The 18,219-nt window shown below is 38.8% G+C and carries 14 protein-coding genes, 1 tRNA gene and 1 pseudogene; 2 read left to right on the top strand and 14 right to left on the bottom strand.

Annotated features, from left to right (window positions below):
• Positions 1–110 precede the first annotated feature (110 nt).
• Complete coding sequence (locus tag GYM62_RS01970; RefSeq protein ID WP_219958092.1) at positions 111–368, bottom strand: hypothetical protein; 258 nt, start codon at positions 366–368, stop codon at positions 111–113.
• Between the two features lie 52 nt (positions 369–420).
• On the opposite strand from GYM62_RS01970, the gene GYM62_RS01965 reads away from it, so the two are divergent.
• The gene (locus GYM62_RS01965; protein ID WP_219958091.1) at positions 421–624 is read left to right on the top strand and encodes a helix-turn-helix transcriptional regulator; all 204 of its coding nucleotides are present in this window, start codon (positions 421–423) and stop codon (positions 622–624) included.
• Between the two features lie 155 nt (positions 625–779).
• Here GYM62_RS01965 and GYM62_RS01960 read toward each other — a convergent pair whose 3' ends face one another.
• From GYM62_RS01960 to GYM62_RS01915, 10 genes are all read right to left on the bottom strand, one after another.
• Positions 780–1,130, bottom strand: a complete 351-nt coding sequence (locus GYM62_RS01960) for a hypothetical protein (RefSeq protein ID WP_219958090.1) — start codon at positions 1,128–1,130, stop codon at positions 780–782.
• On the bottom strand, positions 1,127–2,374 hold the full coding sequence (locus GYM62_RS01955) for a hypothetical protein (protein ID WP_219958089.1): 1,248 nt from the start codon (positions 2,372–2,374) through the stop codon (positions 1,127–1,129). The genes GYM62_RS01960 and GYM62_RS01955 overlap by 4 nt, the downstream gene beginning before the upstream one ends.
• A gap of 364 nt (positions 2,375–2,738) precedes the next feature.
• The gene (locus tag GYM62_RS01950; RefSeq protein WP_219958088.1) at positions 2,739–3,452 is read right to left on the bottom strand and encodes a toll/interleukin-1 receptor domain-containing protein; all 714 of its coding nucleotides are present in this window, start codon (positions 3,450–3,452) and stop codon (positions 2,739–2,741) included.
• A 1,339-nt stretch (positions 3,453–4,791) separates the two neighbouring features.
• Positions 4,792–5,667: a hypothetical protein gene (locus tag GYM62_RS01945; RefSeq protein ID WP_219958087.1), complete on the bottom strand. Its 876-nt coding sequence runs from the start codon at positions 5,665–5,667 to the stop codon at positions 4,792–4,794.
• On the bottom strand, positions 5,664–6,461 hold the full coding sequence (locus GYM62_RS01940) for a HipA family kinase (protein WP_370627651.1): 798 nt from the start codon (positions 6,459–6,461) through the stop codon (positions 5,664–5,666). Before GYM62_RS01940 ends, GYM62_RS01945 begins: the two co-directional genes overlap by 4 nt.
• 18 nt (positions 6,462–6,479) lie before the next feature.
• A complete protein-coding gene (locus GYM62_RS01935; protein ID WP_219958085.1) occupies positions 6,480–9,686 on the bottom strand; it encodes a type I restriction endonuclease subunit R in 3,207 nt (1,068 codons plus the stop codon).
• Positions 9,687–9,694: 8 nt separating this feature from the next.
• On the bottom strand, positions 9,695–10,831 hold the full coding sequence (locus GYM62_RS01930; RefSeq protein ID WP_219958084.1) for a UvrD-helicase domain-containing protein: 1,137 nt from the start codon (positions 10,829–10,831) through the stop codon (positions 9,695–9,697).
• Positions 10,824–12,446, bottom strand: coding sequence for an ATP-dependent endonuclease (locus GYM62_RS01925; RefSeq protein WP_219958083.1), 1,623 nt, complete (start codon positions 12,444–12,446; stop codon positions 10,824–10,826). The genes GYM62_RS01930 and GYM62_RS01925 overlap by 8 nt, the downstream gene beginning before the upstream one ends.
• Positions 12,447–12,466: 20 nt before the next feature.
• Positions 12,467–13,882 (bottom strand): restriction endonuclease subunit S, encoded by a 1,416-nt coding sequence (locus GYM62_RS01920; RefSeq protein WP_219958082.1) that lies wholly within the window; start codon positions 13,880–13,882, stop codon positions 12,467–12,469.
• Complete coding sequence (locus tag GYM62_RS01915; RefSeq protein WP_219958081.1) at positions 13,875–15,518, bottom strand: class I SAM-dependent DNA methyltransferase; 1,644 nt, start codon at positions 15,516–15,518, stop codon at positions 13,875–13,877. Before GYM62_RS01915 ends, GYM62_RS01920 begins: the two co-directional genes overlap by 8 nt.
• 369 nt (positions 15,519–15,887) lie before the next feature.
• Between GYM62_RS01915 and GYM62_RS01910 the strand changes: the two genes are divergently transcribed.
• Positions 15,888–16,448, top strand: coding sequence for a hypothetical protein (locus GYM62_RS01910; protein WP_219958080.1), 561 nt, complete (start codon positions 15,888–15,890; stop codon positions 16,446–16,448).
• A gap of 110 nt (positions 16,449–16,558) precedes the next feature.
• Here GYM62_RS01910 and GYM62_RS01905 read toward each other — a convergent pair.
• From GYM62_RS01905 to GYM62_RS01895, 3 genes and pseudogenes are all read right to left on the bottom strand, one after another.
• Positions 16,559–17,493: pseudogene (locus GYM62_RS01905) on the bottom strand (transposase).
• Positions 17,494–17,550: 57 nt separating this feature from the next.
• Entirely contained in the window at positions 17,551–17,880 is a 330-nt protein-coding gene (locus GYM62_RS01900) for a transposase (RefSeq protein ID WP_219957401.1), read from the bottom strand.
• Positions 17,881–18,078: 198 nt separating this feature from the next.
• A tRNA-Ser gene (locus GYM62_RS01895) sits at positions 18,079–18,163 on the bottom strand.
• Positions 18,164–18,219: the final 56 nt, after the last annotated feature.

Below are 18,219 nucleotides of genomic sequence, written 5' to 3'. Positions count from 1 at the left end.
GCTGCAAATAATAGGTTTAAGAGAAAAGTTTCCTCGGATTAGTATTTGATCCTCCTTCTTATTAAAAGAGCAACCCGAGTAGAAAAGTGTTAAGTTTTAATCAGATTGGTTTAACCAGATTCCGATATTTCCGATATAAAATCTAGGAGCTTATAAATATTCTGAAGATCACTTAAAGGAATAACCCCATTTTTATCTAGATCAATATTTTCCAGTAATTTCAACAAAGATAATTTATACTGAAATGCTTGATTTTTATGAATTTGAAGATTGATTTCCTTTGTATCGCCTTTATTTCTTACCATATGTTGTAGATTTTTAGTAAAAATATATAGAATTTCTACATAATCAAACAAAAATTCTCTCATTTTTCGATATTTTTTTGAAGATTTTCTACATTAGTCTATATAAAATCTACCAATGACACGATTAGGAGAAGTTTTTCAAAGAAAATCAATTAATAAAGCAGAAGTGGCTAGAAAAACTGGATTGAGTGATTCTAGAATCGGACAACTAACTAATAATCCTTCGACCAAACTAACAGCGGCTGAACTTTATCTGATAGCAAAAGCGATTGATGAGGATCCTTGTAAACTTCTGGAATATGTCTGTCAGGATCTATAGAAAATGAATTCAACATTAAAAAATATGGTAAATCTTAAAGGATAAGATAAATAGTGAGTAAGTATTGGTTGTAATGAGAAATACCATAACATGAATGCATGATTATCTAAAAAGTTATTTTTTGAATTTTGTCACCTTTCAGCAAAAAAGAACATTCAAAATAAGAACGTATTGAAGTCTGGAATCCTATCTCTTAAGAAATCAATTACTTTATTAGCTACTTCTCTTAATCCGGCATCATTAAGTCGAATGATAAATTTTTTCCATATTGGCACTTCTGAATGATTCTCCTTAGGATCATCTGAAAGATTTTTCAGACTGACTAAAAGATCTTTCTTTTCTTCTTCAGATTTAAAATTATCAAAAATTAATTCAATTAATTCCTTTTCTGCGCTGGAAAAGTTTTGCTTTGATTCTTTGATAAATTCCTGATAACTACCAAAATAATTATCCCCAAAGTGATGTTCTTCACCTGTTATCTTTCCATTAAATACATACTTACTCATTGATTCAAATAATAAATGTTGTCTCCAAAGTGATGGTTATCTCCAACTACATCTCCCTGAATTATAATTATATTAATTACTGTGATTTGTTTGCCTTTCTCAAAGCCTAAACTAAATTTTTGTATTGGGTTATGGTCTTTGAACTTCTGAAGAGTGGATTCAATCGTGTTTTTAAGGGTGGATAATGTATAATTATCAAGCGGCTCATAAACTCTGAATGGCTGTGCCGATGTAAAAAGTCCGTTATCATTATAATCAATGATTGAAGTTCTAGAAATATTTGCACCAAGTATGGAATTATTAATTAAGGAACCTGAAAGGACTGTTTCAAAACTTAGATTGGAAGCTAACCAAGGATATTCTGTTTTTTTCACCTGAAGCGTTCCAAATTCGGCGTGACAAAGATTGGGACTAACCACTAAATTATTGAAATTGCCTATGTTTACCCCAGTTATGGAACTTAAGTTTGCATAATTGGTACTTTCAGTATAAATAACCCCGTGTGAATAGGGGTTATTGATAGATCCAACCCTAGGACTTCTCAAAATATGTGAACTAAGTTGACTCTTTGAATCCTTTACTGAATATCCAGTACTTTCAATTTGAAAAATACTTTTGTCAAAATGGCTGAGGTTTGTTACTGACCATTGGTTTTTAGAAATGTGTGAATCCAGATGATTTCCTAAAAAAGCTTCTGAAATCCTATCACTGTCAATCTTAAAGTTACCATTCTCAAGAATGTTTTGATTCAAAGGGACCCATGAACTGTTTTGAACATACGACCCTATACCAAGCATTGAATCCGAGACCAATTTGGCTCTTTCAACTTGAAAAATATTTTGACCTAAATCCCTGAATTTAGTTGACTCCCATTGATTTTTTGAAATAAAAGAATTTAGGTGCTCTCCAGAAAAAACTGGTGAATTTATAAAACTCCTTACTTTGCATTTATCAATTCCAATAATGTTTTGATTCGAAACTACCGAGGAACTGCTTACAGCTGTTGACCCCATAGAAATAATCGAATTCACCATTGATTTAGTTTTTTCATTTTGAAAAATACCTCCACAAGGTAAGAAATGTGAATCCTGTATTGCCCATATGGCTAATTCTGCTTTCTTATTTATGGGCTTTTGAAAGCAAAAAATTGACTCTGAATTTTGAATTATTTCACTCCCCATTTTCGGGATAGTTTCTTCCCATACTGTATTAAAACTTTTTATTTGAGGTAACTTTTTTTCCATTGTAAACCATTTAAATCCTTAAAACTACAAAAACCCAATAACGAAGGTTCCATTTATAGAATAATTGTTTTTTAATTCTTAATTTTTCTTTTAAAGCAAAGTATTAATCTTCAACTAGCTTATACATCGCATTAGCCACACCCCTTGTTGAGTCATTTTATTCTTCATGTGGATAGCCGTGCTTTTCGTTTAGCAAGTAAAATTGCTTGCACAAGTCAAAAGGATTTTGTGACCCACTAAATATTGTTTGGACTGGATGGGATTTCAATAATTTGAGGAGAGAAACCCCACCCTTATTTCCAAACAAATTTTCAATTGGGATAACTTAGAACCCACAATTTTTCAAACTGAGATAAGTTATCTTTTAAGCCTCAATCTTTTCACAAGGCTCAACGGAAACCAATTCCGCCAACTTGGCTGCAATGTCTCCCATCGAATCCTCGATAGTACTTAGACCGCTTCGTGAACCAAGAAGTGGACTCACATCCCTTAAAGCTTCAAAAGTGGTATCATGAATTACTGGAACCAATAAATCCCTGGCAAGAAGAGCTGAAAGTTCTTTGTCGGCGATACCTTCTCCTTTTATGCGCTTGAGAAAAGAAGGAGTGACCAATACTATCCCTACACGAGACTTAGCCAATCCCTTGTCAATTTCACGGAGTAATGATGATCCTAACAACACATCCTTTTCGCTAAACCAAACTGAAACACCCTTTGACTCCAATAAATCATGTAGATCCTTTGCAGCATCTTTTCTATCATCCCAAGCATGACAGAGAAAAACATCACGAAGATCAGGCAAATCTGCCCTTTTCTCTACATTCTCTCTCACAGGCGTAAGAGTACGGATCTCTGAAGGTGTATATAAGATCGTAGAGCCTGAAGAGGCCCATCTGACTCTCGTTTTACTTCCTACATTACTACTGCTTCGACTTCTTGAACTATATGAAGAAGAATACGAGGAATAAGATGGGTATGAATAGGAACTACGATAACTTCCTCTTCCTCCACATGCAGGGCAGTTAGCCCTAGCGCTTGCTGAACGGTGACCATGAACTGGTGCTGTACATCTAGACATAATTAGATAATTTTTTAAGGTAAGGTGATTAAATATTTAAAAGGGCGCGACCAATGATCGGCCTGAAGCCAATATGGCTTTAGTTTGGTGTGGATCTTCTATGTCCAGGCACCTTTACTGCTTTGCCGCCCACCTTCTTGGTGTGCGGTTTTACTGGGACGATTTTCTTTCCATCTTCGGTTTTAGCCATTGTAGTAGCATTTAAGTCCTTCTATCAATTAGGTAGAAGGTGTACCTACCGGGAATATCAAAAAACTCCTACCTTTAGGTTGCGAATCCTAGTAAAAGCGGGGGAGCAGATATTCCCAACAGAAGCTCTCCGCTTATTTTTTGACTCAATTGACTAAGCTTTTCCAAGCTTAATTCTTTCTTTTTCATCATGCTTTGTGCCAAAAGTCACAAAAGAATTAAGTTTGACGAATATTGTCGTAATTCAATAAATTTGGCAAAATATTATTCTGAATAATAAGCTATTTGGCAGTTTTACCACTATGATAGTTGTCAGTTTGGCAGTATGACATGCTTTTTTTGACATCCATTATACATTTTTGTCACTATGAACGATTCATTCAGCCAATTTCAACATTGACTTCACTACTGCCCCTCTAAGGATAGTATTTCCTAATCATCTGTAAAGTTCATTGCGGTGCTTCGTGAGATTTGCAATCTCACCTTTAAATCCTTACCATTACGATAGCTATCGAGATTCAATTGGCTTTTGGACCTCACTCTAGCTCCTTCATAATCCCATCCTGCAATCTGGTCTAAACCTAAAATCTTCTACTGAAAGTTTTTATTACGGCTTGTCTTCCGTAATTCTGCAGGACAGGTTTTCTTAAAAAGAGAGCGATCATGCAATAGAAAATCCAAGGTTGGGAATCTATAGGACTTAACCTCTTTACTAGTAGTGATTATCAAAAGCTTCGTTTTGCTAAGGAAGGGATTTTAGCGGAAGAAATTTTGCCCTACAGTCCGGCTTCCCTCAATTTTGCGGGATAAGCTCACTTAAATTAGCCATTTAGGCTAATTTTTTAATGTTCCATTCCCGATACGCTTCGCTATCAGGACAGGCTCTCCTGTATGGGGTATTTTTCACCCAAATTCCCAAAAAACCTACAAAGGCTTTAAATAACTCTTTTTCAAAAGGGGAAAGATCCAGTTGTTTTATTGCTGGCCCATCCCTTGACTTGGATTTGATAAGGGGAAAAATTGATAGGACCTCAAATGAATTGAGAGATGATTAATTCAAAGGGAAAAAATACTTCTAAGAATCAAAACGAAATAACTCCATCGATTACAAAGGAATTTCTTCGATTCACACCAGCCATTCTTAGGGAGCTCACTTTCTAATATCTTCTGTCAGTTTCTCTGCGGAATCAACTAGCCTATCTACATAATTTTTCCATTTTCCCTCCAAGTAGATCTGATGGGGAGCGGCTATGGAATCAATGATTTTTAGTGCTTTATCAAACTCGTTAAAATTACCTCTTGTTTGAGGTTTTGAAATCAAAACATCAATTGTAGCTCTAGAATTGACAAAAGAATCATGATATTTTAACTGTTCTAAGGCACCAAAAATTTGTAATGCTTTATTTTGAATGAATATAGGCTGTTCTAAATCCAGGCTAATCGCTTTTGCAAAATGAGCTCCTTTGGCCCTCCAATAAAAATCAAATGAAAAGTCAATGAGTTGGGTTTTGATCTTACGGTTTCTTTCAATCTTAGCATGAAAGTCGGAATCTCTATTTTTAAGAATTCTGTTTACCTCTCCTAAAATATATTCCTCATTTCTTTTTCGCTTTTCAGTCGGTTCTGACCCTAAATCGACTAAGAAAAGCTGTTTAAGATGTTCTTTGGTATATTCGAAACTGAATTGATCAGAAAAAGGAATTTCTTCCACTGAATCAAAGGTCAATCCTGCAGCATCTGAAAATAAAAGTTCATTGGAAATAAAGTTTTCCAATCTCGAGAGTTCAAATTGAGTAAGAAAGTCCTCATTAGCTTTTTTGATATTTTGTAATAATACCGAAACAGAGGATTTAAGATAGTTGAAATGAATCTCTTGATAAAGAGATGCAATCCTTTTCAAATCACCCAGTTCAAAGGAAAATTTTCGGGTTGCTGGATTAAAAAATAGAATTCCTGCATTCAAGGATTCTCCAAGAACCAGTCCATGTTTATACCTAAGAATCGAATAAAAAAGTTGATTTTTCATTGCAAAGTTCTTTTCAACGCACTAACAAAGATAGCAGGATTCGTTTTTACAAATCTAAAGTAATCTAGTATCATGCCAACTTCCGCCTGATATTCTTTTTGTTCTACTTCACTCAAAACTGATTCGAGTTCTTGAAGGTTTAAGGCTCTCAGGTATTCTAAAAACATTTCAAAATAATTTCTTTTTACAGTGCCATTAGCATTGGAAAGGGCAGAAAAAGCAATATGTGAGGTGGAAAATTTACCCATAATTTCTAAATTTTGAATTTGAGATATTGTCTGATCACTTATGTCAAGCGCATATTCATGGTCTATTAAATAAGCGTCCCTTCCTTTGACTAATAAATTGGGCTTGTGAAGACCTCTATCGTGATTCCTAATTAAGTTGTCAAAAGCATATAGGGTATCGAGATCAAGAAGTTCTTGAAACTTCTTTTTTTTCATCCCTTTTGAGAAGTGTTGAAATGGCCCTACTAATCTTGACCCAAACTTTAACCTTGTATCATCCAGATCTTTTTTAATTGAAATTTCTGGATGCAAAGACAGGAGAAATTGTTGATCCAGTTCAATCCATGCTACATCAGGTGTCATGAAGTCAAATTGATTAGCAAACCAGGATCCTACAAACTCTCCATGGACTCTGGGTTTTTCAGCTAAATGGTCCTCTGTAAAAATCTTCACTACAAATTCCCCCCAACCTTTCTCACCCTCACATAAAACAACCCAGGGCTCGGTATGCCCATATTTGCTGTTAATCTGATTAAGAAATTTTCGGGCTTTATAGATTGGAAACATCCCTTAAAAATTAAATAATTATTTAGAATTATACCTCCTAAAATTCTCCGCCTGCTCAAAGATCTCCTGATAAACCTCGTCCCGATCTACGGGTGGATAATCGTTTTCAGCCAATAGGATAATTAAATCCACCTTCAACTCGGCCTTGATATCTTCCCGCTTGCTCCAATCCGTGTACTTGGCTTTGTCATCGACCACATCTTTGACCAATTGGGCCAAATGGACCAACTTATCCTCTGGATAAACAAAATCATACTTGATCGCTAAGGCCTTTAAAATATCATAAAATGCCTTTTCCTCGAAATCTATGCCCATCTCCGCAAAAGACTCTTTCTCCTTCTTCATTGCATAGTACAGGTCGATAATCTCATTGGTAAAGTCTTCCAAAACCTCGCTCTGCAATACATCGGCCTCTTTCCGCTCATTGTACAATTCCACCAAACGCTGCATTTTCTTGGAAAACTCCACCCCCTTGATCTTATTGACTTTTTTGAATTCGTCAATGGCTCTGGCCAATAGCTTCTGCAAGAGTTTGATCTTGGTATTAGGCAGTTTGATTTTATCGATCTTGGCCAGATAGTCTGCCTCGAATATATCCACCTCTTTCTCATCGGTATCCCCCAACTTAAAGATCTCCTCTACCCCTTCGGAAATTATCGCCTCATGGATCATTTCCCGTACCTTGGCATTCATTTGATCGGTATCAGGAGCTTCCCCTTTGGTGAGCTTAAAAACAATGGAACGGACCGCGATGAAGAAGTGGATGCGATCCTTTTCCGCTTTGGTGAAGACCGAACTACCGGAACAAATATCATAAGCCGCTTTCATCCGCTTGACCAGATTCATAAAGCGCCGCTCCAATTGTTGGGTCAGCTGCACAAACTCCGCAGCCATATTCAAGACATGCAATTGCTCTAAAGGAGATCCAAAAAAGTATTTATTTGCATCAAAGGAATGGAACATGGCTTTCAGTAAGTCCATATGATCTCTGACCACTACGATGGACTGCTCAATATCCTCAAAGTTTTGACTGTCTACCTTGGAGTACTGCTTCAAAGCCAAATTCATCTGTTTCTTGATTCCGATGTAATCTACCACCAGTCCTTTGTTCTTTCCTTCAAACTTTCGGTTGACCCGGGAAATGGTCTGAATCAAAGAATGCTGCTGCAGGGGTTTATCGATGTACATGGTATCCAAAAAGGGCACATCAAAACCTGTCAGCCACATGTCTACCACAATGGCAATCTTGAAATTACTCTTCGCATTCTTAAACTGCCTGTCCAGTTCCTTTCGGTACTCTTGGGTTCCCAACATATTCCAGAGATCTTCTCTATCATCTTTGGATCGGGTCATCACCAGATTAATTCGGGCAATGGGCATCAGCTCTCGCTTATCTTTTTCTGTCAAAGCCACTCCTTCCTCAGCCATAAGCTGTTCCGCCCATTCGGGTCTCAAGGCAATGATTTCCTGATAGAGCAGATAGGCAATTTCCCGGGAACTGCAAACAAACATGGCCTTTCCTAGCAAGGTACTTCCCTCGGCTACCCTTGCTTCGTAATGTTCTACAAAATCCTGAGCAATGGCCTGAATTCGGTGGGGATCGCCCAGGATAGTCCGCATCTGGGCCATCTGCTTTTTACTTTCCTCAATCTGGTATTCATTAGCTCCATCCTCGGCCACCATTTTGTAGTAGTGCTCGATCTCCTGCAACTTTTTATTCTCCAGCATCACCTTGGCTGCACGACCTTCATATACTATACGAACCGTGATTTCATCCATCACCGATTCGGTCATGGTATAGCTGTCCACAATCTCCCCAAAGACATCCATGGTGGCATCGATGGGCGTTCCGGTAAAGCCCACATAAGTGGCATTGGGAAGAGAATCATGCAGGTGCTTCGCAAAACCAAAGCTTTTCTTCACGCCTTTTTCGGTCACACGAACCTTCTGGTCCAGATTGGTTTGGCTGCGGTGGGCCTCGTCGGAAATACAAATCACATTGCTGCGCTCGGTGAGGAGTTCGGTGTCTTCGTTAAACTTATGGATGGTAGTCAAAAATACGCCTCCACTGTTTCTCCCTTTTAATTCTTGACGAAGCTCAGCCCGACTGCTAACACTTCGAATCACATTATCTCCGATAAAGCGCTTGGCATTGGTGAACTGTCCGCTCAACTGATCATCCAAGTCCGTACGGTCGGTGATCAAGACAATGGTCGGACTGGCAAAGTCCACAGACTTCATCAGCAGGCGTGTCAAATACAACATCGTAAAACTCTTCCCGCATCCCGTCGCCCCGAAGTAAGTACCACCTTTTCCATCCGCCTTCACCAAAGCTTCGGCTGACAAGTCCCCTTCTGTTCTTTTTCGATGAACTAGTATATTATCATAGAGTTTTCTAGCCGCATAGTATTGCGGATAGCGACAGACGATCTTTTCTTCCTTCTTGGAAGTATCCGGGAGGTAGATAAAATTATGGATGATATCCAGCAAACGGTGTTTATCCAGCATGCCCTTAATCAGGGTGTACATGGCATCGATGCCATGTACTTGGGTTGATTTCCCGGTCTTGGGGTCGATCTCCCTGTCTAGGCCTTCGATCTTTCTCCAGGCATAAAAGAACTCATAGGGCGCAAAAAAACTTCCAGCCTTGGTATTCACCCCATCGGAAATCACGCAAAACGCATTGTACTTCAATAAGTCCGGGATATCCCGTCGGTAGCGATTGGTTAACTGATCATAGGCGGAAAATAGAGAAGCCTCCTCCCGTATGCTGGACTTAAACTCAAAGACTACCAGCGGCAAGCCATTCACATAGAGAATTCCATCCGGGATGCGCTTCTCAAAGCCCTGAATCTCCAGCTGATTGACCAGTTTGAAAATGTTATTTTCAGGATGGGCATAATCGATCAGGGAAATGTAAAGGTCCTTTTGCTTGCGGTCTTCCCGCTTCAGCAAAAAGCCGTCCCGCACCCAGTGCATAATCGTCTTATTCGTCTCGTAGAGATCTGAGGCAGGAAGCTTCTCCAAATCCCGAACAATCCCAAAGATCTCATTCGGGGTAATTCGTTCCTTGGTATAGGTCTTTTTCAGAAATTCTTCCAAATCCGCCCGAATCAGGACTTCTTCCTTTCCACGAATAATCTCCTCTCCCGGGACATGGGGATAGCCCTGCGCTTCCAAAAGCGAGATAAAAGCCTGTTCGAGTAGGGATTCGGTGAATTTCACTAGTCAAATTAAAATTTTAACATACCATCATAATTCTTATTATCATCATAATCCAAAACTATAGCAGTACTGAATTTAGCCCTCGTAATACCTACGTAAAGTTTAGCTCTTGTTTCATTTGGTAAATCTTTTGAGTTATCCTCAATCCACTCCTTCATTTTATCAGTAGGATAAACTAATACTCGATCAAAAGTTGCTCCTTTAGATTCTCCAAAATTTACTGATTGGAATTCAGAATTGGTTTCTATTGACTTGCTCCACCGCAATTGAATGGGATAATATTTATTTAAATAAGAATCTACATCACTTGGTTTGACCAAAAATACTCCCTCATGAATATTTACTTCATTATGGCAGCAATCACAGGCAATTGTTATGGGGAAATTAGGATATAATTTAGAGGAATAGGTACAGATACTAGATACACATCGATGGGAAACAACCAAGGTAGCCTCATCTATACCGTCCTTAATTAAGTTTTTACATTTGTCTATAAGGTAATTCGCAATTTTACCATTACGATAAGGCTTATTTTTAGCCTCTAAATGCGTCAAATAAGTTACTTGTCTTGGGTCGCCAACCATGGTTACGTTACCACAACTCTTCATCAAGAGCTTTATTAACTCAAGATCGTGCCCAGCTAAATCTTGAACTTCATCAATCATAATGTGATCATAGATTCTAGAAATTCGGTCTATTATATTCCCTTTACTAGCTGCGTTAGTGCTAAATGCCAGCTTTGATAGTTTATCTGAGAAGATATACCCATTTCCAAAATAAAAATTCTTTGGTCTATTTTCTCCAAAATACACCTGCCTTTTATTTTTTTCATCATAATACCATTTGCCCGATTTAGAATTTACCAATATCAATCCTTTTATATCAAAATTAAATAACGGTTCCCAAAGTGAGCCTTGAAAGGGCTTAACTCCATGCTGAATTAAAAATGAAAACCAAGATTGGATTGTTACATTCTTTGGCAAATACCCTAATTTTGCAATAAATTTTTTCCTTATTTCTATCTCATTATTCTCAGTGTAAGTAGTAATAAGAATACGTTGATCTTTATTTTCAATAGCCTTTTTGACTAAGAATGATGTCTTACCAGAGCCAGCAGAAGATATAATTAATTTGTGTTTACTCATTACTCCAGGCAACAACCCTATTTATATAATCAGGATATTCAAACTTTACTTTTGTATTAAAAACTCTCAATGCCCATGTAGTTTTCATTTTCTGCATTTTCTTAGATATTTCATCCTCAGTATTGTATTCCATAAAATCAATACCAATTACCTCGCAAAGTTTCTTCAGTTGATGTTTGTTAGCTTCAACAAATTGAGGTTCTAGAGTTTTTAGTTTATTTCTATTATCCGCAAAAACATTTATAGTAGATATGCAATCAAATTCTTGATATTTCTTAGTGATTTTACTGTCATATTTACCATCATTATCTGTAACTACAGCAACTGGAATATCAAGCTTCTCAGCGATAAAAAGAAATCTTTTAAATGTTAGCCCAACTGAAATAACATCTATGCCCATTTCTATAGGCAATTGACCGTTATTTACTTGCATGAAAGCCTTCTGAACAATTAGCTCATCAGAATCACCTTCAACAAGAATTGCTTTCTTTGAGAGAAGCATTCTTAAAGTATTGTATCCAGGTAATTTTTGAAAAAACTCCTGCGTATCTTTCTTTAAATCGTGAATCCCTATAACCTTTTGATTATGTAAGAGAATTAGATTGTTTAAGCCTAATTTATTTGCAACAAAACTGTCATGTGTAGAAATTATAACCTGCTTCTCTTTTGATTTATTAGAGATTCCTTTGATAAACTGATTAAGCTTTGAATGTGAAAGATGATTCTCAGGCTCTTCAATAAGGATTACACCAGCTTTTTGAGCTGTTTTGTTCCCCAACGAAAGATTAGTTTTAATTATACATTGTTCTCCTTTACCAATGTTTTGAAAAGGTACATCATCTAAAAAGGTTGTTAGTCCAAATTCCCAAGCATCCTTAGTAGCCAAGTTTACTCCGATTTTAACCTCTTTTTGGGAGATATCCGCAAGTGCTGAAATTTTTTTATTTATGTCAATTACAGCTGAATTCTCCTTGAACTGTTCTTTCAAGTTACGATAGGCTTGTGAGATTTCTACCTTCTGACTATCATCCAATTCGTCCCTTACAATTCTAGAAATGTATATATCAGAACCATTTTGAAATCGTGTTGCCGTTGAATCTATAATTGCAGATTTGAATGGTATCGATTGGGCCGTAAGTCCATCACGTGCAAAAGAACGCCAAGTGATTTTATAATACTCTATAGGGATGCTTTTGAGCTCATCACCAGATTCAACCAAGACTTCGTAGGGTTTCTGATACTCCTGATCAAATTCAATTTTCAATGATATTCCAGTAGCCTTCTCTTTGAGTAAATTATTATTGCCCTCAAACAGTGCAGGTCCATCTTTTAAGTAAACTTCTATGGTAATTATTGGTGGTGCTTGTTTATCTGCACCTTTAAGGCTTAGCAAATATTCTTGTTCAATTTGATTATTGAACAAGTATTGTGATAAATGATTTCTAAGGTGCCTTCCATTCATCAGACCTGTTAAACACAAATGTATAGCCTCAATAATTGTAGATTTTCCTGTCTCATTATTACCAACAATAATATTGACATCCTTAGTTAGGGGTAAATTAAACCGTCCTTTGAAACACTTGTAATTTTCTATTATTACTTTTTGGATATGCATAAGGAATATGAGTTTAAAATTTATCTATCATTTAAAAAATTTATTGCTGTTGACTTAGAATCCTTCACTCTCACCCTCCCACTAATCAACTCCGGCAGTAACCTGTCTCGAAGTTGGGTTAGGGTTTCTGTTTGGTTCGTATTTGTTTCAATTTTTTGATCTAGTTTTCCAGCTGCTTTTTCGAACGATTCAATTATTCGGTTTGGGATTTTAATTAAAGGTATCCCCTTTAGGCTGGTTTGATTAATGCTTCCGAAAACTGTTCCTTCACCCTCAAATACATCAAAAACTTCCTTTAGCTGCAAAACCGAATAATAAGTAAAGGATATTGAGTTTGACGCATGCCTAACCGCACACAGTCCTCTGCCGATAATACAATCGCTTGAAGCAAGGTTTGCATTTCCAACAGGAGCTCTAACACTAATCAAAGTATCATTTTTCCTAGCTTCTCTTTTAGGATCAGTACAGTAAATTCTGTTAATAGGAAATCTAAATCCAAAATCAGTTTTCCCTTGAAAGAATGGTTTCCCAATTCCATCCTCGTTATAGGAAGTCCCAGGAGGTGATTGACCCATAGTAATATTAAATTCATCCCCAAAACTCTTCACCTCCCACTCCTCCGGTATCCACTTCCCAAGCGTCTTATTAAAGACAAAGGATGCTGGAAACTGTGCGGCAAGGTTTGGGTTGGTGGAAAGGAGTTTTTTGGAGTCGGATAGGCCTTTTCGCTTTTCTGCACGGGCTTGGAGTTCTTCGGGGATTTCATTGCCCACCTGAAGCGCATTATCGACCACTGGATCGAAGTCCACAAACCAAGAATTAAACAAGCACTGCGCCATGGCTTCCAAGGTTTGGTTCATTTGGCGATTGAGATCGATCTTTTTCTCTAATTGATAAATCGTGTTTCCAATAAATTCTTGTGATTTATAATCAATTATTGGAACTAAAATCTCTAATAAGGTTGATTGCCTAACACCAAAAACAGATGTTCCTGTTGCCCTGCCAGATAATTGTTTTTGAAAACTTTCAGAGCGGATAAATGCATATAAATATTTAGAATTGAGTCGTTTGTTATCTGCACGCAAACAAAAAAGTCTTTGGCTTAAAACAATTGGATAATCATAATCCCAATAAAGGTATTCACCCATTGTTGCTCCTTCAGATGCAAGAAGAATATCACCTCTTTTCACATCTTCTTTCATCCACTTTTTATAAATAGACTTGGAAACACACCTTATATCATCCTTGTTAGTCAGAACCCCATTGTGAACATTTTTTGCCGAGATTGCTGGAATTCCTTCTTTCTCCCAATCTCCTCCAAGTTTTTTTGGAGTTTTACCTCTATGATCAATTACTGTTTCTAGTAATTCACCTAGAGGGACCAGTTCTGCAGATTCAGGAATCCATCCTATTTCGCTAAAAAAACTATTATTCATACCCCAACACTTTTAAATTCTCCAAAATCGCCTGGTCCAATGCTTTAGCTTGGTCCAATTGTGTTTTGAATGTGGCGGTGAGTTCGCTTATTTTTTCTTCGAAGAGTTCTCCGTCTTCCTCCTCTTCGGCGATGCCTACATAGCGTCCGGGAGTGAGCACGTAGTCATTGGCCGCGATCTCGGAGAGGGTGGCAGATTTGCAGAAGCCGGGCTGGTCTTGATACCCCCCCTTGCCCCCCTTGAGGGGGGAATTGGCCTCGTTGCCAGACTGAGTGTTGGATGTATCAGGCTGAGCGGAGTCGAAGCCTTCATTGACGTTGCGCCAATTATGGTAGGTGGAGGCGATCAGCTCGATGTCCTCTTTGGTCAGTTCCTTTTGGGTGCGGTCGATCATGGTGCCGAGTTGTCGGGCATCGATAAAGAGGGTTTCCCCACTTCGGTCCCGAAACTGGATCTCCGGATTCTCCGGATGGGGCCTTTGCTTTTTGTTTTTGGTGATAAACCACAAGCAGACCGGAATTTGGGTGGTGTAAAAGAGTTGCCCCGGCAAGGCAATCATGCAATCCACCAAGTCCTTTTCCACCAGTTCCCTTCTAATATCGCCTTCGCCTGAGGTATTGGAACTCATGGATCCATTGGCCATCACAAAGCCAGCCGTGCCATTTTCCGAAAGCTTATTCAGCATGTGCAGCATCCAGGCATAGTTGGCATTTCCCGTTGGCGGAGTCGTAAAGCCAGCCCATCGAGGATCATCTTCCAGTTCGCTTTTCTCCCGCCACTGACTTTGGTTGAAGGGCGGATTGGCAAGTATAAAGTCCGCCTTCAGATCGGGATGCTGATCCCGGAAAAAGGTATTGGCAGGTACTTCGCCCAGATTCGCTGCGATCCCTCGGATGGCGAGGTTCATCTTGGCCAGTTTGTAGGTCACGGCTGTAAACTCCTGCCCGTAGATGGAGATATCCTTGGTATTGCCCTGATGACTTTGCACAAACTTGATGGACTGCACAAACATGCCACCCGAACCGCAGCAGGGATCGTAGATCTTTCCTTTGTAAGGTTCCAGCATTTCAGCAATCAAGTTCACAATGGACTTAGGCGTGTAAAATTCTCCTCCTCCCTTTCCTTCAGATGCTGCGAAACGGCCCAGAAAGTACTCGTAGATGCGGCCTACCACATCTTCCTCTTCATCCCCGACCGTATCGATATTATTGATGGTGTCCAGCAAGGCAGCAAGCTTGCTGGGATCCATATTGAGTCGGGAAAAGTAATTATCCGGTAAAGCTCCTTTGAGGGAAGGATTATTTTTCTCAATGGTATGCAGTGCCGTATCCACGATCAGGGCAATTTGGTCCTGCTTGGAGTTTTCCATGACATGGGACCAGCGGGATTCCGGAGCGAGGAAGAAGACATTCTTCATGTTGTAGAACTCCTTCATCTCCAGGTATTTTTCCTTGCCTTCGGCGGTCAGTTCAGCCCGCCTTTCTTCGAATTTATCCGAAGCGAACTTGAGGAAGATCAGGCCTAGGACTACGTGTTTGTATTCAGAGCTCTCGACTGTTCCTCTGAGTTTATTGGCCGAATCCCAGAGGGTTTCTTCCATGGATTTGGTATTTTTTTGGGCTGTTTTTTTAGCCATGGGATAATATTGGTAATAAACGATTGTTGAACTGACTCCCGAAATTTCAAAAGGTCCAAAAACACTATTTTGCTGGAATTGAAAAAGTTTCGGAAATGATTTTGAATTAAAGATATAAAACTTGGAACTAATTAAAAGGCAGTTCATCAAAAATAAGTGCTGGATGCTTTCCTGAAAAGTTAGAATCAATAGAACCTAATCCCGTCAATTTATGACAAAGTCATTAAGTGTAAGTTTTTTTTTAAAAAACGAAATAGCTTATTAGTCAAAAGAAGAGATTAATTTTATTTCTAATTATTATTTTACAGAACAAAGGCTTCTTTTTTAGCCATTTAAATTTTCAACCTTACTCTTTAAACATCATTTGTTATGATTCAAAAATTCAAGATGATTCTGTTTGCATTTTTTATGCTGATTCAAATCAACTCTTTAGCACAGAAAGCAAAAATTATTACTCAGGATAAAGAAATTATTACCGTCATTTCTGCTTTGAGTAAAACGGATCTATTCACTGATTATGGAACTCTGAAAATTTCAGACCTCAAGAAAATCATTTTTGAAACTAGAGATGATCAATCCATCTACGTTTCCGAAAAATTAGCCGGGAAAATAGAAATTGAGTTTGGAGATGGAACAAATTTAGGAGAAATCGATGGATATGTTGCGCCAAAGAAAGAGCCCGTATTTTCTAAATTTCCCGAAAAAGAACCAGAGGAATTATTAATTAGCGCATCTCGGAGTGGATTACTTAGTATCGGTATAGGTGTTGTAGCCGGAGCAGTAACTATCATTACCGGGGGAACCGTGCCAGCAATTGGGATAGTTGGTGGCATTGGATCTTTTGGATTCCTAGTAGATGCTTGGTCAAAAATTGGGAAAGCTGGAAAAGCAATGAAAAAGGAAAAAGAAAGAGACAAGAATAAAAACTAATTGATTCCCTACTTCCAACTCTGATAACAAGACTGTTTTGCATCTCAAAGACTCGAAATGAAAAAAGCCAGACTTTCGGATCAGTCTGAATATCTGGGGAGGCTAAAATTTTATCCATAGATATTGGAAAGTCTGAAGAGGAAGAATTCGACATTTGACACACCTCTGAACTGTGCTCTGAACGCTTTGATTTTTGCATTGAATGATTCAGCCGATGCGTTTGTGCTTCTGTTTTCAAAGAAGTTGAGAATGGTTTCGTAGTGATTTTGGATGGTTCTGGATACGGTGTTGAAGGATTTGAATCCTGCCTGCTCCACTTCGTTGTACCATTGAGCTAGTTTGGTGAAGGCTACTCCCTTGATTTTGCTGGTCTGATAGATTCTGGCCAGAGACCTGGACAGTTTATAAGCTTTTTCTAAATCAGGATAGCGATGGAAAAGTATTTCTGCCCGGTGTGCCTGTGAGGGCGTCCAGGAATCCTCTGCCTTAAAAAGCAAATATCTACTCCTTGCCAAAAGCTGTTTTTCAGTATCTCCGTTTTCGAGCTTGTTAGGAATAAATGGCTTGCCACACTCTTTGCTCAGTTCCATTTCTTTGTTTTCCTGCTCGATGGCCTCCCATCTGTGGGCAATTCTCATTTCCTGTACGGCTTCATGAACAAGTTGCTGGACATGGAAGCGGTCGGTAACCAACAGTGCTTTAGGAAAACTCCTGCGGACAATTCGTTCCATGCTGGCAGCCATGTCCAGGGTAACTTCCTTGACTTTCTTTCGTTTGCCCTCAGGTAATTTTCTCAGCACATCAATTACCCGCTCACTGTCAGTCCCTTAATCATAGCAACCAACGCTCCCTTTTTGCCTTTGGCGGCTTTATTGGTCAGTACGGTATAGAGCTCTCCCTGAGAAAGGGATGTTTCATCAATGCTGAGGTGGGTGCCCAGATTTTCCGGAAAGAGAATCCAATCCTTGGCATGGAATTTCTGAGACCAAGTCTGAAAGTCACTGAGATGAAAAACATACTGATGTTCAAGGACCTTTCCATTCACATGGAAGTTTTCAGCAAGACTCTTACAACTTACAGGGGACGAGTCCAGTCGTTCCTTTTAAAAAAGCGCGAATTCCTGTGTCATTCGCGTGCCGTTAGCTACCAAATTCCAGTCCCTGCTTACATTCTTTCCCGTCTCTTCATTCAACCACTTTCTCCGCTTTATTTTCAGGAAACAAGCTTTACCCCTCAGGGGGAAATCCTGTACGGTAACTTCCTCAAAAAAACCTTTGGAAACCAGCTTTACTCCCTGAAGATGTTCAGGATGAATGTTGAGCTCTTCCAAATAAATATGATAAGCATTGTCCTTAAAGGCTGCCGAGGTAACCTTGAAAAATTCCAAAAGCCCCTGAGGCAAAAGTAAACTGAGGTAATCCTTTTCTTCCAATTGTTTTTTTTAACAAAGAAACTCGATTCACTCAAATCCCCCAAGTTTTAGGACTGATCCAGACTTTCGGGGATTGCCTACGGCGATCCCTTACAGTCGATTTCAAACCCAAGGGTTCCGTTCTCATCCCTCCACACCTTTTTTTCCGATTGTGTAGAAACAAGAAAACCAGTTCATTTTATTGAACTGGTTTTTTTGCAGAGGAGGAGGGATTCGAACCCCCGGTACCTCGCGGTACAACGGTTTTCAAGACCGCCGCAATCGACCACTCTGCCACTCCTCTATATTCCCTACAATTCTTATTGTTTGGGATTGCAAAAGTAAGATGAAACTCAACTT

Source organism: Algoriphagus sp. NBT04N3 (assembly GCF_019443765.1).
Classification (GTDB): domain Bacteria; phylum Bacteroidota; class Bacteroidia; order Cytophagales; family Cyclobacteriaceae; genus Algoriphagus; species Algoriphagus ornithinivorans.
Note: the sequence above shows the minus strand (reverse complement) of the source record. Positions and strands in the feature narration are given on the sequence as shown.